The 16,699-nt window shown below is 43.9% G+C and carries 20 protein-coding genes; 6 read left to right on the top strand and 14 right to left on the bottom strand.

Annotated elements, in window-relative coordinates; translation table 11 throughout:
* Positions 1 to 105 precede the first annotated feature (105 nt).
* The 12 genes from A3G19_RS11265 to A3G19_RS11210 all read right to left on the bottom strand — a co-directional run bounded on the left by A3G19_RS11265 (position 106) and on the right by A3G19_RS11210 (position 10,284).
* On the bottom strand, positions 106 to 2,127 hold the full coding sequence (locus A3G19_RS11265; protein ID WP_294872930.1) for a diguanylate cyclase: 2,022 nt from the start codon (positions 2,125 to 2,127) through the stop codon (positions 106 to 108).
* A gap of 77 nt (positions 2,128 to 2,204) precedes the next feature.
* Complete coding sequence (locus A3G19_RS11260; protein ID WP_015653205.1) at positions 2,205 to 3,134, bottom strand: M14 family metallopeptidase; 930 nt, start codon at positions 3,132 to 3,134, stop codon at positions 2,205 to 2,207.
* On the bottom strand, positions 3,131 to 4,069 hold the full coding sequence (locus tag A3G19_RS11255; protein ID WP_041192557.1) for a M14 family metallopeptidase: 939 nt from the start codon (positions 4,067 to 4,069) through the stop codon (positions 3,131 to 3,133). The genes A3G19_RS11260 and A3G19_RS11255 overlap by 4 nt, the downstream gene beginning before the upstream one ends.
* Positions 4,070 to 4,080: 11 nt before the next feature.
* A complete protein-coding gene (locus A3G19_RS11250; RefSeq protein ID WP_294872927.1) occupies positions 4,081 to 4,764 on the bottom strand; it encodes an alpha-E domain-containing protein in 684 nt (227 codons plus the stop codon).
* A gap of 11 nt (positions 4,765 to 4,775) precedes the next feature.
* Positions 4,776 to 6,140, bottom strand: coding sequence for a circularly permuted type 2 ATP-grasp protein (locus tag A3G19_RS11245; RefSeq protein WP_294872925.1), 1,365 nt, complete (start codon positions 6,138 to 6,140; stop codon positions 4,776 to 4,778).
* 84 nt (positions 6,141 to 6,224) lie between these two features.
* A complete protein-coding gene (trpC, locus tag A3G19_RS11240; RefSeq protein ID WP_015653201.1) occupies positions 6,225 to 7,010 on the bottom strand; it encodes an indole-3-glycerol phosphate synthase TrpC in 786 nt (261 codons plus the stop codon).
* On the bottom strand, positions 7,010 to 8,266 hold the full coding sequence (locus A3G19_RS11235; protein ID WP_294872923.1) for a hypothetical protein: 1,257 nt from the start codon (positions 8,264 to 8,266) through the stop codon (positions 7,010 to 7,012). The genes trpC and A3G19_RS11235 overlap by 1 nt, the downstream gene beginning before the upstream one ends.
* Complete coding sequence (locus A3G19_RS11230) at positions 8,259 to 8,639, bottom strand: YkgJ family cysteine cluster protein (protein ID WP_015653199.1); 381 nt, start codon at positions 8,637 to 8,639, stop codon at positions 8,259 to 8,261. Before A3G19_RS11230 ends, A3G19_RS11235 begins: the two co-directional genes overlap by 8 nt.
* Positions 8,624 to 9,322, bottom strand: a complete 699-nt coding sequence (locus A3G19_RS11225) for a methyltransferase (RefSeq protein WP_015653198.1) — start codon at positions 9,320 to 9,322, stop codon at positions 8,624 to 8,626. Before A3G19_RS11225 ends, A3G19_RS11230 begins: the two co-directional genes overlap by 16 nt.
* A 29-nt stretch (positions 9,323 to 9,351) precedes the next feature.
* On the bottom strand, positions 9,352 to 9,786 hold the full coding sequence (locus tag A3G19_RS11220) for a HepT-like ribonuclease domain-containing protein (protein ID WP_294872919.1): 435 nt from the start codon (positions 9,784 to 9,786) through the stop codon (positions 9,352 to 9,354).
* Positions 9,776 to 10,063, bottom strand: coding sequence for a nucleotidyltransferase domain-containing protein (locus A3G19_RS11215; RefSeq protein ID WP_294872917.1), 288 nt, complete (start codon positions 10,061 to 10,063; stop codon positions 9,776 to 9,778). Before A3G19_RS11215 ends, A3G19_RS11220 begins: the two co-directional genes overlap by 11 nt.
* Positions 10,064 to 10,134: 71 nt before the next feature.
* Positions 10,135 to 10,284 (bottom strand): hypothetical protein, encoded by a 150-nt coding sequence (locus A3G19_RS11210; RefSeq protein ID WP_294872915.1) that lies wholly within the window; start codon positions 10,282 to 10,284, stop codon positions 10,135 to 10,137.
* Positions 10,285 to 10,478: 194 nt separating this feature from the next.
* On the opposite strand from A3G19_RS11210, the gene kdsB reads away from it, so the two are divergent.
* On the top strand, positions 10,479 to 11,198 hold the full coding sequence (gene kdsB / locus A3G19_RS11205; protein ID WP_294872913.1) for a 3-deoxy-manno-octulosonate cytidylyltransferase: 720 nt from the start codon (positions 10,479 to 10,481) through the stop codon (positions 11,196 to 11,198).
* A gap of 74 nt (positions 11,199 to 11,272) precedes the next feature.
* Entirely contained in the window at positions 11,273 to 11,614 is a 342-nt protein-coding gene (locus A3G19_RS11200) for a hypothetical protein (protein ID WP_015653194.1), read from the top strand.
* Positions 11,615 to 11,638: 24 nt separating this feature from the next.
* Here the strand turns inward: A3G19_RS11200 and A3G19_RS11195 are convergent, their stop codons facing one another.
* The gene (locus tag A3G19_RS11195; protein ID WP_294872911.1) at positions 11,639 to 12,103 is read right to left on the bottom strand and encodes a hypothetical protein; all 465 of its coding nucleotides are present in this window, start codon (positions 12,101 to 12,103) and stop codon (positions 11,639 to 11,641) included.
* A gap of 190 nt (positions 12,104 to 12,293) precedes the next feature.
* On the bottom strand, positions 12,294 to 12,569 hold the full coding sequence (gene rpsO, locus A3G19_RS11190; RefSeq protein ID WP_015653192.1) for a 30S ribosomal protein S15: 276 nt from the start codon (positions 12,567 to 12,569) through the stop codon (positions 12,294 to 12,296).
* Between the two features lie 159 nt (positions 12,570 to 12,728).
* Here rpsO and A3G19_RS11185 point away from each other — a divergent pair, with 159 nt between their 5' ends.
* The 4 genes from A3G19_RS11185 to A3G19_RS11170 all read left to right on the top strand — a co-directional run.
* Positions 12,729 to 13,133 carry an Rrf2 family transcriptional regulator gene (locus tag A3G19_RS11185; RefSeq protein ID WP_015653191.1) on the top strand — a complete coding sequence of 135 codons (405 nt, stop codon included), beginning with the start codon at positions 12,729 to 12,731 and terminating at the stop codon, positions 13,131 to 13,133.
* A gap of 33 nt (positions 13,134 to 13,166) precedes the next feature.
* Positions 13,167 to 15,332, top strand: coding sequence for a flagellar biosynthesis protein FlhA (gene flhA, locus A3G19_RS11180; protein WP_294872933.1), 2,166 nt, complete (start codon positions 13,167 to 13,169; stop codon positions 15,330 to 15,332).
* A 7-nt stretch (positions 15,333 to 15,339) separates the two neighbouring features.
* Positions 15,340 to 16,416 carry a hypothetical protein gene (locus A3G19_RS11175; protein ID WP_015653189.1) on the top strand — a complete coding sequence of 359 codons (1,077 nt, stop codon included), beginning with the start codon at positions 15,340 to 15,342 and terminating at the stop codon, positions 16,414 to 16,416.
* Positions 16,417 to 16,425: 9 nt separating this feature from the next.
* A partial coding sequence (locus tag A3G19_RS11170; protein ID WP_294872908.1) for an ATP-binding cassette domain-containing protein occupies positions 16,426 to 16,699 on the top strand: 274 nt, incomplete at its 3' end.

The following is a 16,699-nucleotide window of genomic DNA, read 5'->3' as shown; positions in this document are numbered from 1 at the left end:
TGATCTATCGTTTGTTACCAAAGATACCATTCAAAAATATATCCATACCGTCGATGCACAGCTCTATCTTGCCAAACAAAATGGCCGTAATCGGGTAGAGTAAGATTACGCCAACAGCTCAGGACGACCGTAATGGTATCCTTGAGCGTAATCGACTCCAATCTCTCTGAGTACCTCAAGGGTCTCTTCATCTTCCACATACTCTGCAATCGTCTGTTTGCCGAATTCTTTTGCAATTTGATGAATATGCTTGACAAAAATGCGATCTTTTTCATTCACTGTAATATTTTTAACGAATTCACCATCGATTTTTACATACTCCGTATCAAAATATTTGAGATAAACAAACGATGAAAATCCTGATCCGAAATCATCCAGAGCAAAACTGATCCCGATATTTTTCATTGATTCGATAATTTCCATCAAACCGTTAACATTATGGATCGCTTCACGCTCTAAAATTTCGATGGTTACGCCGCTGTTTAAAGACGGTATCGGATTACGGCTGTAATGCGATTGAATCAAATCTACATATTCCCCACCAAAGAGGCTGTTCGTAGAGAGGTTAAAGAAAAACCGCTTATCCCACCACTCTTTTTCTTCTCGGAGACGGAGACCTTTGGTCAAAATAATCTGATCGATTTTCGAGGCGAACCCTAAGCTTTCCGCGACCTCGATAAATTGCCCCGCCGCCATGTAACGTTTACCGTCACGGATACGGGCTAATACTTCATATCCGAATAATTTGCCTGTTTCGACATGGTAAATCGACTGGATAAACGGTTCGACCCGATCTTCATCAATCGCACGACGGAGAAACTCCCCTTTTTTCTGAATCTCAGCGGCCATTTCCTGATCACTTTGATCGGCACGTGCAATCGTATTTTTTCCTGCACGCTTGGCTTTATACATCGCCAGATCCGATCCCGTAAGAAGAGATTCGATGTTTTCTCCCTGCTCAGGATACTCGGCAATTCCGAAACTCGCTGTCAAAGTAATCTGATCAAACATCAATGAAATAGGGGTTGATTCAAGACGTGAACGAAGTTTTTCAACGACCGCATACCCATTTTCATACGGCGTTTCCGGGAGAAGTACCGCAAATTCATCTCCTCCCAAACGGGCCAATATATCCGCGTTTCGAAGATTTGTACCGAAAATATTGGTCACCTCTTTGAGAACCAAATCCCCCGATGCATGCCCATACGTGTCATTAATGTATTTGAAATTATCCAAATCGATCATCAAAATCGTAAACTTGTGACGGTGACGCACAGAGCGTTTAATCTCATAGGTCAAAAACTCTTCAAATTTTCGACGGTTGTAAAGTCCGGTGAGATAATCGCGATCGGAGAGTTCTTGAAGCTTTTCATAATAATCTTGGATCGAATCGAGCATTTTATTAAAATAATTCTCGATATTTTTTACTTCTAAAATTTTAGTCTTGAGACTCACCCGTTTGGCCATATCGTTTTTACTGATAATCTCTTGGATCATCCCGATAAATTGGTTGATAGGCTGTACCAATAGGGCATTGAGTCTAAAATACAAAATGGCGAAAATCATAATCGTAAAGACGACGAAGAAAATAATAAAAGAATTAATCATCGTCGTCAATGAAATTTTGAGATTGGCTACCGGAAAACGGACGTCAATAACACCGTTAATGTCTCCAACTTTGGCATTGGTATGACAGGCAATACACTCTTGATTAACAACAATCGGATAGAGATAGCGGATCTCTTCATCTCCGGTGAGGATCTCTTCCCCTTTCATCGCCCGTAAAACCATCGGATCATGTTCGCGGATCTGCTTGTCTTGCGGACGCTCTCCGAACAACTCTGAAACGATAGGACTGCGATAAGCATTTACCCGCATATTGGGTTCAACTTTGTTCAAACGAAGAATAATCGCATCCAGCTCTTCTTTACTCCACCCTTTTTCCATCGCGGAGTAAAGAGCCTCAAATGCTAATCGGCTTGTTTTGCGAGCATCAACACGAGCAAGGTCATCAATAGCTCGTTTTTTGATAAAAACACCGTACACAAAGGCAACCGCCAAACTTGCTACTAGCGAAAGTATAACCGTTTTGGCGATGAGCCTTTTATAAGTTGTGTACGACTTCATTGAAAATTCCCATTTATTCTTTCATAATATAAAATCATTATAACACGAAACTTTTAAAATCCTAACGGAAGGCTTCTTTATTCTACGGAAGCAATCCTAAAGGCAATTGAATTTTGGAAAATCAGAGGATGAGAATACTGGCACGTCAATACTCCTCCGATCGGGGCAATAATTTTCTCTAGCTTCTCACCGCTGAGAGCATCGGTAATACGTCCTAATGTATCCCCTTTTTCAACCGTGGTGCCGCAGGATACCAATGAATCAAAAATACCGGCATAGGATGCTTTAAGAACCGTAATATTTTCAGGAAAAATAATGTTGCTTTGAAAGCCGTCAAATATCGGGACATTTAACATCCCCTGCTTTGACATTAAGCGTACCAATGAGTCTTGCACTTCACGGCTGGCGGTATGATCGATTGAACCGTTTTTACCAAAAACGATGGAGAGAGCTTTTGTCCCCCAAAGCTGCCAGTTGTACTGCAACATCACGGTCTCTAGCGGACTATAAGGACGATAATGGATAAAACGCATCCCTAAAGCATAGGCCGATTCCATATCTTCATAATCACTTTTAATGAGTTTGACATAGGGCATACACATCCCCTGATCACGGCGGCCTTCCAAAATGATCCCATAATCGTATCCCTGAAGCGATTCAAACAGCTTCGCGGCAATCCGCTGAGTGGTTTCACCCTGAGCATACCCCGGAAACATCATATTGATATCGGTTTTATCGAGAGGCCAAAAGGTTTGTCCCATATTCAAAGCGTACGTATTAACCGCCGGAATAACTAAAATCTTACCGCTTATTTTCCCCTCTTCCTCTTTTTGACGCAGATAATCCACCAAACGCGACGCAACATAGAGCTGATTGATATGATCACCGCTCATCGCACCGACAATGGCAATGGAGGGGCCTTTAGCATCTTCGCCGAATACGAAGCCTTCCACGTTAAGAGGAGCACGATTCGGAGATTTAAAATTGAGTATTTCGATCCGTTTCATCCATTTTCTCCGAAAATTCGACCGACAAGCGATCCCTCATAAACAATTGGATACGCTCGAAGGGTAAAGAGTATCCCTCCGATCGGAGCGATCACTTCATCGAGCGTTACCCCGCTGAGAGGATCGACGATTTGTCCCACAACGGAACCTTTCTCGATCATTTGGCAGTGTTCGATCGAGGGGACAAATAATCCAGGGCACGAAGCATTCAGATACGCGACTTCTCCTACATGCGACTGTATCGGAAGGCGTACCTTCAGCGGTTCAATCGCTAAAAATCCCTCTTCCGCCATCAGGTTTAGCAGCCCATCCAAAAGCTGATGCCCATACCCTTTGCTTAAGCGCATCCCAACACCCATTTCTACGACAAGCGTCTTTGTTCCCAATGTATTCATCGCATGAGCAAAGGTCGATTCCAAAACCGTTACCGCATCATGCACCCAGACAAAATCGATATTGAGTTTATTGGCCAACGGCACAAGCATTTGGGCTTGGGATTTTGCGATACGCACTTGAGGAATCTCCCGTAAAAAAACGTTTGAGGAGTGGATATCGATGGCGATTTCGGAACCCTTCATGGCATTAACCACCCCATCGGCGATCTGGGCGGGGAGAAAATCGTTTTTACTGCCGGGAAAAATACGGTTCAAATCGACATCGTAAAAGGGAACGGAGCGGGTAATGCTGTCAATCCCAAGGCTGTTAATCGCAGGATAGATATCAACGGTCCCTTTAATCTTATCAGGATTGGCCCGAAGCCACTCGCCGAGGAGAAAACAGACATACTGCCCCTCCAGTTCATCCCCATGGATTCCGCTGACAATCGAAATCCGCTTTTTTGTTTCTCCATTCTCAGGTGTATATCGGCACCGCTGAATCCGAAACTGCTCCCCGACCGGAAGATCGATCGAAAAAACCTCTTCAATGATACCCATACCCTCACCGCTCATGATTGTGATTGCGAAACGGCTGAAGCACAGGTATCTTTATGGATCACTCGATCAACGACACTGTTGAGAAAAAGGAGAAATTTTGAAATATCCGACGTAGTGACATTGATAGGGCGATAATTACGGTTCAGCTGTCTCGCAATACTGTTAATCACTTCAATATCAGCCGTTACCATCTCAATTTCACCGTAAAGTCGTAGAATGAGATCAAACCGCTCGATCTGCTGTCCGAACCGGATCAATTGATACGCTCTGGTACGATCCAGTTCGGTTGAAAATATCCCTAATATCAAACTGCAATTATCGATAATCTCTTCGAGATTGGTAGGGCTCACGGCACGATCCCGCCCCGCAACCAATTGATTATGAATTTTATTGAGAGTGGCGAAACCCCTCTCATCAAGCAGATGACGTGTCTCAATGGCATTTTCGCGTGCCCAGCTGATAATCTGCTCAACACTTCCGCCGTACGTTCCATACACCCCTTGTTTCAAAAAATCGAGCGCATTTTTGTACTCGATCTCTACCCCCAGTTTTGTATAGAGTTTTCGCCCATCCTCGAAATCCCGGTCAATCACGTAATCGTAACTGTTGACCAGCTCTTTGAGCATTGTCTCTGCTCTTTGAATATAGCGCCCGAACCAATAAAGTCTTTGCGCGGTATTTACCGAAATTGCCATACCGTTGATTATCATAGTTCCACCACCCATGTATCTTTAAAGCCGCCCCCTTGAGACGAATTCACCAAATAATTCCCCTCTTCCATCGCATAACGGGTTAATCCTCCCATGCTGACCGTCACTTTTTCGCCATGAATCACATAAGCGCGCAGATCGGCTTTACGAGGGACGATACCCTCTTCCATCATGCACGGTAAATCGTAAAATTCGATTACCTCTTGAGCAATCCAGCGGCGCGGTTCTGCCAAAATCATTTCGATAATTTCGGCACGTTTTTCAGGAGTCAAGCGATTCCCGAACAATACACCGTATCCTCCCGCTTCAGCAACGTCCTTGATAACAAGTTTATCGATATTCTCCAGAACGTATTTTCGATCTTTTTCATAGTAGGGCAGATAGGTCGGAGCATTCGAGAGAATCGGTTCTTCATCCAGATAGTATTTGACCATTTGAGGGACGAAATAATAGATCCCTTTATCATCCGCAACACCGTTTCCGATACTGTTCATAATGGCAACATTTCCGGCACGATACGCTCGCGTGATCCCTTTTACTCCGATCAAGCTATCAGGCTCGAACTCTTCGGGATCGAGGAAATCATCATCGAGCCGCCGATAGATCGCTCCGATACGCTGACGTTCACCGTCATATGAGCATAAAAAAACCTCATCATTTTCAACCACCAAATCATCCCCCGAAGCGAGAGTCGCTCCGGTGATTTTAGCCAAATAGCTGTGTTCATAATACGCAGAGTTGTAGCGTCCCGGAGTGAGGACGACATTGAGCCCTCCGGTATTGACATAATCCATCGCTGCTTTGAGCTCATCACCGTAATGTTTAATTTTACTGATTTTCATCGATTCAAAAAATTCCGGATACGTATGACGAAACGCTCGACGGATAGTGAGGGGATAACTTACCCCGCTGGGGACACGAAGATTATCTTCCAAAATCACCCATTTGCCGCTCACCGCATCTTTGACCAGATCGATACCGCTGATGTGTGTACGAACCCCTTTGGGAGGATTCACACCCATAAACTCCGGCAAAAATGCTTTTGCCGAATCGACGTACTCACGTGGTACAACTCCATCGTTGACGATTTTTTGATCGTTATAAATATCATTTAAAAAAGCGTTGAGAGCTTTAACGCGCTGGATAATTCCTGCTTCTAAGGCGTCAAATTCTGCTTTGGGGATGATACGGGGGATCATGTCAAAAGGGAAAGAGCGTTCTATAAATGTTCCATCTTTAAAAAGATTGAAATTTACCGCATTGGCCTCTAGAAACTCTTTAAATTCGGAAACTTTACTTTGATCTACGCTATCAAAGATATCATAAAACTTTTGTAATTCTGGACACACAGGTTCAAGCATTCTCACCCCTTGAGTATTAGGACTAAGTCAATCATATCCTAAAGTAATCTCAAGGGTTGCTTAAAAAACAGTCAAATGTACTTTTTAGCCGTTTTTTAGAGTTTTCAGTGCTGTTTCGACATCATCTTGACGCATCAGTGATTCACCGACCAAAAAGGCATCTACACCCGCTTTGTTCAAATCTTCCAACTGACCGTGTTCATAGATTCCACTCTCAGCAACGATGATTTTCCCGTTCGGGATGAGAGGTATCAAATCGTAACTCAAATTCATATTCATCTCAAACGTCTGGAGGTTACGGTGGTTAATCCCGATAATGTCCGCACCCGCATAGATTGCTTTGGTCAGTTCGGCTTTATCGTGAATCTCAACGAGAGCCTCCATCCCCAAATGGCGAGTGTAGTTCAACAACTCTTTAAGCTCATCTTTGCTCAGTGCCGCCGCAATCAGGAGGACGAAATCGGCTCCGTACACAAGCGCTTCAAGAAGCTGATATTTGGAGATGATAAAGTCTTTGCGCAGAAGCGGAATACTCACATAACGGCGAATCTCCGCGAGATAATCAAGATTACCCTGAAAAAAGTGCGGCTCGGTAAGGATTGAAATCGCATTCGCTCCGCCGCGTTCATACGCCTGAGCAATCGCTACGGGATCGAAGTCTTCACGAATTACGCCACGCGAAGGGCTTGCTTTTTTCACTTCCGAAATAATGCGGTACGGTTCTTCGGGAGTAGAGGTGAGATAAGGTCTCACATCACGGGGTGCCCGTGCATTAAATGCCAATGAACGTCCGAGCCAATCCATACTGAATTTGGCCTCGCGTTCTATCAGATCTTCTTTGGTTTTTTTGATGATGTCGTCTAATATCATTAATTATTCTCCTTGGTTTTACACTTCTCAATCGCTTTGAGATGATCTTTCACCTCTTGTTCATCACTCCCGATCATCGATTCGACCTGTTTGATCAAACGCAGTGCTTCAACACACTCATTTTGTTTGTAATGCCCCCACGCCAATGAATCGATATAAAACGGTGAGTCAGGCTGTTTTTCGAGGGCGCGACGGACATATCCCATCCCCTCAGGGACATTGATCTCATGATCGATCATTAAATATCCCAAATAGTTCAGATAAAGAGGGTCTTCGATATCTTGCAGCGCTTTTTTAAGCCCTTCCATCACCTGTGAGAGCAACACGGGATCTTTTCGATTGCTCGCACCTTCGTATTTAAAAACAGCACTCTGCGCAAGATAAAGAGGATTGTCTTCTCGCTCATACAACGTTTGGGCCAAAATTGAAGCTTTATCGAATACTTTTACTTTGACGTACAAATCGAGCAAAAGAGGATCGTTCAAATGTGATTTTTCGAGCAAAACGGTCATTTTTGAAATGTCTTGCTGATACAAATAAATTTTAAGGGCTTCGTCCGCAGCAGAGAGTTCTTTAAAAGCATCGTACGTTTGTTCATAAATCAGTGCCGCATCACCCAGCTGGCCGCTATCGGCATAAAAACTCCCCAAACGCTTACCGACAATTTGGCTGTTTCCATGAGTTCCGAGATGCTCTTTTAAAAACTTGATCGCTTCGGCTTTTTCACCTAACTGCGCATATTGAATCAAAGCGATCCGCTCTGCCGTCGTTTCATCATAATTTTGGGCGTACGCTTTTTTGAGGATTCCTACACCACCCGCATAATCCCCCAGTTTGAGCCGTGATTCGGCATAAAGGAGATAATCGGATGCTTTTTGGCTTATTTCACTCAAGCTCAAAGCTTTTTGCGACGCTTCTCCGAAACTTCCCGCTTTGAGCAAAGCGATAATCTCAAATCGTTTTAATGTTTGGTCTTCAGGAGATTTTACCAGTTCTTCCGCCGTCTTTTGGGTAAGCGTTTTAATGTCGTTGGATTGTTCCAACATCCGTAATGACTGGTAAAGATACTCTTTTTTGGATGTTTGCTTGTAAAGTTCAGCAAAAAAAGCTGACGCTTGATGATGCTGTTGACGCATCTGCGCATCAAGCGCATAGAGTGAAAAGGTATCTTCTAATAGATTCCCATTATTGATGGCTTTGGGTGCGGCATTTGCCATTGAAACGATTAATAAGGCTATCGATAGTAATTTAATCATGGATTATCCCCGGACACTCCGCTTTAAGTTCATCGATGCGGTGACGAAAATAATCCCAAAACGGGAAGGTTCGACACTGCAACGGTCTTGCAGTGTAAATACTACACCCATTTAGTGAACGATCAAAAAACGCACAGTCATATGAGCCCTTTACCAGCTTCTCTTTGAGGGAAAAGCGAAAGCCCTCTTTACGCAGATACGTACGGCGAAACTCCCCCTCATCCATCTCTAACAGCTTGGCAATCGCCGCAATCTCGGTGACGGAAACGAAAATATTGCCGCTCTCTCCGGTACAGCAGTTTCCCCCGCATTTAGCGCAAGCGGAGGGATCAAACGCAAAACTGAAACCTTCTTGTGTCATATACTCGGACATTTGATACTGTGCACCTTTGCTTTATCGTAAATCGCCTGCACCGCAGGGGTATAACACTCATCCGAAAACGTGATTAACGGAGGATAAATATTTAACATTGCTTTGCTGTTTTTTTTCAGATGGAGCATCACCAGTGTACTGGGACGATCCTCTTTTGAATGGACGAATTGTACATCAACGACTCTTAATCGTGAGCGTTCACACGCAGTGCAAAGCTGAACAAATTGACGTGCATCGTAACAGATCACCGCTTCTCCGTTGGATTTGAGAAGTTTGGATATTTTGCTCATAAACGGCTCAATCGGCAAGTGGACGTTATAGCGTGCCTGATGGAGAATCGGGTTCTCAGAACGAGACACATTTTCATGATAAAACGGAGGGTTAGAGACGATCCAATCATAGCTTCCGTGAGCACCGAGTTCTAAGAAATCCCCCTCATGCAGGGTGTATCCGATATGGTTAATCGCCGCATTTCGACGGGCAAATTCGGCATACAAAGGCTGTTTTTCAACCGCTTCGACTCTCACGGCAGGAAAATCCCGCCCGATCAAAAGCCCTACGATTCCACTCCCCGCTCCGACATCGAGCATTTTCCCCTTTGGGGCAAAGCGGGAGATAAAGCCGTAGAGCAATATCGAATCGCTGTTGTAACAATAGCCTCCGTCGGGTTGATAAAGGAGCATTTAGAGAGCGTCCAAACATCGCAATGGGGTCATTGTATTTTCGCAACTAACTGATTTAAAAAATTGAGTACATTTTTATTACCAAAATTTTCTTTTTTTGATGTATTAATCGCTTCTAAAATATCTATATTTTGCCGTTTTGAGAGTTCCAAAAGATCGTCATAATAGAGTGGCAGTTTATTCTTTATCACATCGAAAACGATATTTTCATCAATCCCGAAATACCCATGGATAATTTGATTTCTAAAATCGACGATTCGTCTGTATGTCGGATCAATCTGATTGGCTTTTAGGAGATAATTTGTCGCTTCACCGATTATCTCAAGCTCTCGGATAGCACCATCCCATTCCAACTCACTATCAAGAAAATCTTGCGCATTTTCAAACTTATGGGTATATCTCTCTATTTTGTTCATAGCAATAAAAATATCGACAATATAAAACGAATGATCTCTATCGGACATATTCCACCTCACTAAGAATTTTCTCTTTGAGATGCTCTCGCACCGTCCCGATCAATCCCAAATCTACCCTTTTTTGTAAACTGCTCTCTAAAAACTCTTTGAGATCATAATAATTATCAAAACTTGAAGGCATATCTACCAAAATATCGATGTCGCTCTCATCGGTCTCCAACCCCTTGACATAACTGCCAAAAAGCCCAATTTGTTTGACCTGATATTTGGTTTTTATCATCTCTTTGTTTTGCTGTAAAAAATTGAGTATCAAACTTTTAGTCATAGATTTCCTTTTCAAGCGATTTCATATCCCATTGTGAAATAGTATCGTAACCGTGTCGCGACAATCGTATTTCACTGTTTAATTGTTTCATTAAGGCGATAGTAACTGATATGCTGTAATTTTATAATCGCAAATTGTTCATCTTTGACAACAAGCCCACGGTATTTAAGGAGTTCTAACTGTTGTTGATAGGTTAAATGAGGTTTGTTATACGAAGTCAAAAGCACTCCCCCATTTGCACTTTTCCAAGAGGTGGGGGAAGTATGTTGGCAAAACGATAATCGAAAAAATCTTCAATGACCATAAAACTTGAAAACTTCATCAAAAGCATCCCCCCCTAAAATTCCAAAATACCCAATCTTTCACCCTTTGGGATATAATTCAACAATTATATCACTTCATATCAGGTTTAACTATGATTATCATCCCTGCCCGTCTCGCTTCCACCCGCTTTCCCGAAAAAGTTTTAGCCGATATCGGCGGTTTGCCGATGGTGATCCGTACTGCCAAACGGGTCGAGTCCATTGATCGTGTCGTCGTCGCGTGTGACGATGAAAAAATCCTCGAAATCTGTGCGGCACACGGTGTCGAAGCGCGTCTCACCTCTACGACGCACAAAAGCGGAACCGACCGGATCAATGAGTGTGCTCAGATCATCGATGTCCCTGACGATGAGCTTATCATCAACGTCCAAGCGGATGAGCCGTTTATCGAAACGGAAGTGCTAGAGCTACTCATCGAGCGTCTTAATAGCCTCAAAGCTGGGAACGCTTCGTTCATCATGGGGAGCTGTTACAACGCGATTAATACAGAATCAGCTCAAGACCCCAATTTGGTAAAAGTGATCACCGATGTAGATCATAACGCCATCTATTTTTCCCGTTCACCGATCCCGTTCAACCGCAGTGGAGAAGCGAACTATTTCGGACATATCGGGATTTACGGCTTTACGAAAAAGTCCTTACATGATTTCTGCGCCCTCGGCGAAGCGCCACTCGAAGACATCGAAAAACTCGAACAGCTCCGCGCACTCTATCACGGCAAAAAAATCTCGATGGTGAAAGTGGCCAGTAGCGGATTCGGGATCGATACGATAGAAGATTTGGAACGGGCGAAGAAAATTTTCGGAGTTTAATATAAACGTTTTTCACTGCTATACTGTTGCTATACTTAAAGCGTAAAATTATCAAAACGAATAAAGGTGTAGAAATGTCACTCATAGAACTGTTTACCGATTATGTCCTAAACCGAAAAAACTTAAAAGAATACGTTGAGCTTCGCAAAACGATCCATGAACGGGGTGAGTTTAACGATAGCAAGCTTATCCAAGCCGAAGAGAATCTCCAACGCCTTAAATCTGAAGAACCGGAAATTTACGAGGGGATGTACGAAACACTAACTAAAATTTACGCACGAAATGCAGGGTTGTCGATCGAATATCCTATCGATTTTATTCGTCAAATCCTAAAAATGTATGAAAGCTCACTCACGCCGAAACAGGTTTATGAAGAGTACAAGCGGGTATTAGAACATTATCATCACGATGTTTGATAGGTATTCTCTGCGCAAGAAAGGTTAAAACTTTTCCGCTTTTGATTTAGCGGCTTGAGCTTTTTCTAATTCTCCCGCACTTTGATAGATGAGTGATGCCCTTAAAAGAGAGTCGGGATCTTCACTCGGTTCACTGTCCAAAATAGTGACTGCGCTGTCAAACTCTTTATTTTTAGCAAAGCACTCTGCAATCTCTATCGCGTGCGCCTGCTTCGCATGAGCATCAAGACTGTAATAAAGCCCTCTCTCCACAATGACATTGCGAGTCTCTTTTGCACGGTTATATTCAGAAGCCGCTTCGGTACAATTTCCCTCATTCAGATATTTTTCTATGCTCTTTATCTCCGAATGATATATCTCTTGGGTCTCTTTCCCCATTTTATTTTCCACTTCCGAGTAAATAAGCACACTCATAAAAACGGCTAAAGAGAAGATACTTAGAACGATTAAAGCGGTCGATTTAGATTTTTTAGATTGGTTTTCTTCCATCGTTCGTCCCACCCTTTAATGAATAAATGATTGTTTATTGTATATCTTTTTGGAGGGTGTTGCAAGTGGGAATTTTATTTGCATCAATTGTTTCAGTTACGAGATGCGATTACAAAGATTTTAAAAGAAGTTGCTATGAAAGAAAAAGGGGGAAGAGTTTCCCCGAAAGGGGAAGATATCGAAGAAAAACTTAGATATTGTCGCGGATTCCGAGATCAGTAACTAATTTGTTGTAAACCGCACGGTTTGTACGTTTCAAATAACGCATCAAACGACGACGTTGACCAACAAGTTTCAAAAGACCAAGACGTGATGAATGGTCTTTTTTGAATGTTTTCAAATGCTCAGTAAGAGCTGCAATACGAGTTGAAAGAAGTGCAATTTGTACTTCACTTGAACCGGTATCACCTTCAGTTCTTTGGTATTGTTTGATAATTTGCGTTTTGTTTGCCGTATCTAAAGCCATAATAGCCTCCTGATGGGTATAAATTTTACTTGAAAGACAATTCGTTCAAGCAGGGTCGGAATTATAGCTAAAAAATTCCCGTTTTGCGCTAAATTTCCCTGCAAGTCACCTCTAATAATTTTTAGCTATAATAACTTTCCAATTACAGGAGGATCCGCTATGTTGATGACCCGCGCCAGCGAATATGCTCTATTGTCGCTTATCGTTTTGGCCAAAGCGGGTCGTCCTCTCGATGTAGACACCCTCTCTCGTGAACTCGACATCTCTAAAAGTTTTTTAGCCAAAATTCTCCAATCACTTGCCAGACAAGGGATTCTCAACTCTTATAAAGGGGTTAACGGAGGATTTGAGCTTACCCGACATAGCCGCGACATTACGGTTTTAGAAGTGATGGAAACGGTTGAGGGGAAAAGCCCTGCCGTATTTAGTTGCTCCCCATCACAAGAGGATTGTCCTTCCAATAAAGCAATGAGTTGCGGTTTATGGCCATTTTTAAACCGATTACAAGGGAAAGTGGACACTTTTTTAGGTACATTGACCCTCGAAGCCATTTTAGAAGAGTAATGCTTGGCAAAAGCAAAAAATAAAACACCCGATATTAAAACGGTATTATCAGCACTTTTTGCCTCACGCGATCTCAGTGTCGTTTTTTTCGTTATGGCAATTTTGGCGATTATTATCGTACCACTCCCGAGTGCGCTGCTGGATTTACTCCTGGCAGTTGTCATCGCCTTGTCAGTTCTCATATTATTAATCTCACTTTATATCCCTAAACCGACCGATTTAACCACATTTCCGACGCTGTTACTCGTCATTACCCTCTTTCGACTGGCCCTCAACATTGCAACCACCCGTATGATCTTGAGTCACGGTCACGAAGGGCCTGAAGCGGTCAGTGATATCGTTACCAGTTTCGGGAACTTCGTCGTCGGCGGCAATATGGTCATCGGGGTTATCGTCTTTACCATCTTGGTCTTGATCAATTTCATGGTTATCACCAAAGGTTCAGGCCGCGTTGCCGAAGTTGCGGCACGTTTCACCCTCGATGCAATGCCCGGTAAACAGATGGCGATTGATGCCGATCTCAACAGCGGATTGATTGACGAGAGCGAAGCAAAACGCCGCCGTGCGGAGATCTTGCAAGATGCCAATTTCTACGGAGCAATGGACGGTTCGAGCAAATTTATCAAAGGAGACGCCGTTGCGGGGATCATCATCACCCTCATCAACATCATCGGCGGCTTTTTAATCGGAATTTTTCAATTCGATCTTGATGTCGCCAGCAGTGCGCATACCTATACGATCCTCACGATCGGGGACGGACTCGTATCACAAATACCCGCGCTCATCATCTCAACCGCAACCGGTATTATGATCACACGCGGTTCAAGCGATACCGGTGGGAACTTCGCCGAGGGAAGCATTAACCAACTCATGGGAAATGCTCGAGTTATGATCATCGTCGGATTCATCATGATCCTTTTTGCTATGGTTCCGGGGCTACCGACCCTCTCGTTGGGATTTGTAGGGCTTGTTTTCGCCGGATTGGGATATGCCCTGTATAAATATGAAAAAGGGGATCTCGTCCTCACCTCTGCCCCTGCCGTTGCAAAAAAAGGTGTTCTCTCCGGCGCTGACGGAGCTTCCGGCAGTGAGGGGGGAACAGCCGCCGCTCCTCGCCGCAAAACAAATGAAGAGATTGCCAAAGAGGAAGAAGCTGCCTTGGAAGATATTCTCAAAATCGAAATGCTCGAACTCACCCTCGGATATCAGCTCATTCGCCTCGCGGACAATACGCAGGGGGGAGATTTGCTGGAACGTATCCGATCCATGCGGCGTAAAATCGCCTCGGATTTCGGGTTCCTGATGCCGCAGGTCCGTATCCGCGATAATCTCCACCTCAAACCGACCCAATATGAAATTCTCCTCAAAGGGGTCAATATTGGGGATGGGCTGATTCAACCCGATCGTTATCTCGCTATGGACAGCGGAATGGTTATGGGCGAAATTCAAGGGGAAGCAACCAAAGAGCCGGCATTCGGACTCGATGCACTGTGGATTGACCCTGCTCTCAAAGAAGATGCTATCATTAACGGCTATACCGTTGTCGACCCGGCAACGGTCATCTCTACCCACATGAGTGAGCTGGTGAAGCGACATGCTGAAGAGCTCCTCACTCGTCAAGAGACTCAGTCGCTTATCGAGAAAATCAAAAACGATTATCCGGTTGTCGTAGATGATCTCCTCAAAGTAGCAAATATCGGTCTTATTCAACGAGTTTTCAAAGCATTGCTGCATGAACGGATACCGCTCAAAGATATGATCACAATTTTAGAAACCATGGCCGATGTGGCGGAATACACCAAAAGTGTCGATACCATCACCGAGCATGTCCGTGCAAAACTTTCCCGTATTATTACACAGCTCTATACGGGACCAGATGGGATTATCAAACTCCTCACGTTCGATACAATGAGTGAGCAAAAAATGTTGGAAAAATCACAAGAACGAGACGGAGCGAAACAGCTTCTTCTCAATGTCGGAGAGATCAACGGACTTATCCAAGCAACAAGTCTAAAAGCAACCGAACTTCTCCAGAAAGGGATATCTCCGATCATTATTATTGTTGATCCGAAACTTCGTCGTCCGTTGGCCGAAATCTATGAACGTTTCAGCCTCGATATTGTCACCCTCTCTCATGCCGAAATTGATTCGAACGCCAAATTCGAAGTACTCGGTTCCATCACTTTAGATACCAAATAGGATATTCATGCAAAAAACGTTTTATCACCTCTCTCATATAGACCTCGATGGCTACAGCTGCCAGCTTGTAATGGCCCAAACTGAACACACCATGATTAGTTTTAATGCCAATTACGGTGCCGAAGTCATGGATCGTCTAGAAGAGATAATCGAGCGAATCAAAAAAGCCAAACAAAGTGCCACTATCCTTATCAGTGACCTTAACCTCTATCCCGATGAAGCACGATGGCTTAACAATGAGGTCAATCGCCTCAATGAGGGCGGATGGAACATTACCATTACCCTTCTCGATCACCACGGCAGCGGTAAAGATACGGCGGCACAATATCCGTGGTATTTTTTGGATACCGAGCGTTGTGCGACCAAAATCGTCTACGAATACGCAATGGAGAACTACGGACTTGAGAGCGGCGGATGGCTCGAAGCATTTGTTAAAGTCGTTAATGCAGTTGATCTCTGGCATCAAGATGAAATTGAAGATTTCGAATACGGCAAAGTGTGTATGCGTCTCATCAGTGATGCGAAAGAGCTCAGCCGCGTCATGTTCGCCGATGAAGATCGCGAATATAAACTCGCCATGCTCGAACATGCCGCTACAATGCGTAATCTTCCCAATGCCAACATCATCCTTGACGAAGCACTCCATAAAATGAAAAAAGAGTTTTTCAAAGACGGTGTGGACAATACCCTCGATAATCTCTCGACGAAACACATTGTTGCACTGCTGGGAACCAAACGCTCGACTATGACCATCTATTACAAAGGATGGAGAGGATTTTTAAGCTACGGACTGGGAAATACCTCGATCATTGGAAACGGTTTTCTCACTGAATTCCCCGATTTTGATTTTATTGTCGATGTCGGAACACGCGGCACCATGAGTCTGCGCGGTCATGACAAAGTCGATGTGGCGATGATGGCGGGAGAATGGGTCGGCGGCGGCGGACATCCTAATGCCGCAGGCGGGCGGATTCAAGGATTCAAAGAGCAATTTCGCTACGACAAAGTAAAACGCCAAATGGAAGACATGCTCGCAAACAAAGAGGCCATGCCCGGAAAACTTCCTCATAAAATAGAAGAGTAACCCAACCGTATGATTCAAATCAATAACCTCACCAAAAGCTACGGCACACGAGTCCTCTTCGAGGATCTCTCCCTCAAACTAAACGCCGGAAACAAAGTCGGATTCGTCGGACGCAACGGAAGCGGAAAATCGACCCTCTTTAAAATCATTTTGGATGAAGAGCCTCATGATTCGGGAGAAATTATTATCCCGAAGAACTACCGCATCGGAACCCTTCGTCAACATCTTCACTTCACCCACAAAACCGTCCGTGAAGAGTGTGCATCGGTTCTCACAGGGGATA

Source organism: Sulfuricurvum sp. RIFCSPLOWO2_12_FULL_43_24, assembly GCF_001829605.1.
GTDB lineage: Bacteria > Campylobacterota > Campylobacteria > Campylobacterales > Sulfurimonadaceae > Sulfuricurvum.
This window is presented reverse-complemented; position numbering and strand designations above follow the sequence as displayed.

Bases quoted from the DNA above. Each gene is read 5' to 3' on its own strand.
- A3G19_RS11265 (WP_294872930.1), bottom strand. From the start codon at position 2,127: ATGAAGTCGTACACAACTTATAAAAGGCTCATCGCCAAAACGGTTATA.
- A3G19_RS11260 (WP_015653205.1), bottom strand. From the start codon at position 3,134: ATGAAACGGATCGAAATACTCAATTTTAAATCTCCGAATCGTGCTCCT.
- A3G19_RS11255 (WP_041192557.1), bottom strand. From the start codon at position 4,069: ATGGGTATCATTGAAGAGGTTTTTTCGATCGATCTTCCGGTCGGGGAG.
- A3G19_RS11250 (WP_294872927.1), bottom strand. From the start codon at position 4,764: ATGGCAATTTCGGTAAATACCGCGCAAAGACTTTATTGGTTCGGGCGC.
- A3G19_RS11245 (WP_294872925.1), bottom strand. From the start codon at position 6,140: ATGCTTGAACCTGTGTGTCCAGAATTACAAAAGTTTTATGATATCTTT.
- trpC (WP_015653201.1), bottom strand. From the start codon at position 7,010: ATGATATTAGACGACATCATCAAAAAAACCAAAGAAGATCTGATAGAA.
- A3G19_RS11235 (WP_294872923.1), bottom strand. From the start codon at position 8,266: ATGATTAAATTACTATCGATAGCCTTATTAATCGTTTCAATGGCAAAT.
- A3G19_RS11230 (WP_015653199.1), bottom strand. From the start codon at position 8,639: ATGTCCGAGTATATGACACAAGAAGGTTTCAGTTTTGCGTTTGATCCC.
- A3G19_RS11225 (WP_015653198.1), bottom strand. From the start codon at position 9,322: ATGCTCCTTTATCAACCCGACGGAGGCTATTGTTACAACAGCGATTCG.
- A3G19_RS11220 (WP_294872919.1), bottom strand. From the start codon at position 9,786: ATGTCCGATAGAGATCATTCGTTTTATATTGTCGATATTTTTATTGCT.
- A3G19_RS11215 (WP_294872917.1), bottom strand. From the start codon at position 10,063: ATGACTAAAAGTTTGATACTCAATTTTTTACAGCAAAACAAAGAGATG.
- kdsB (WP_294872913.1), top strand. From the start codon at position 10,479: ATGATTATCATCCCTGCCCGTCTCGCTTCCACCCGCTTTCCCGAAAAA.
- A3G19_RS11200 (WP_015653194.1), top strand. From the start codon at position 11,273: ATGTCACTCATAGAACTGTTTACCGATTATGTCCTAAACCGAAAAAAC.
- A3G19_RS11195 (WP_294872911.1), bottom strand. From the start codon at position 12,103: ATGGAAGAAAACCAATCTAAAAAATCTAAATCGACCGCTTTAATCGTT.
- rpsO (WP_015653192.1), bottom strand. From the start codon at position 12,569: ATGGCTTTAGATACGGCAAACAAAACGCAAATTATCAAACAATACCAA.
- A3G19_RS11185 (WP_015653191.1), top strand. From the start codon at position 12,729: ATGTTGATGACCCGCGCCAGCGAATATGCTCTATTGTCGCTTATCGTT.
- A3G19_RS11175 (WP_015653189.1), top strand. From the start codon at position 15,340: ATGCAAAAAACGTTTTATCACCTCTCTCATATAGACCTCGATGGCTAC.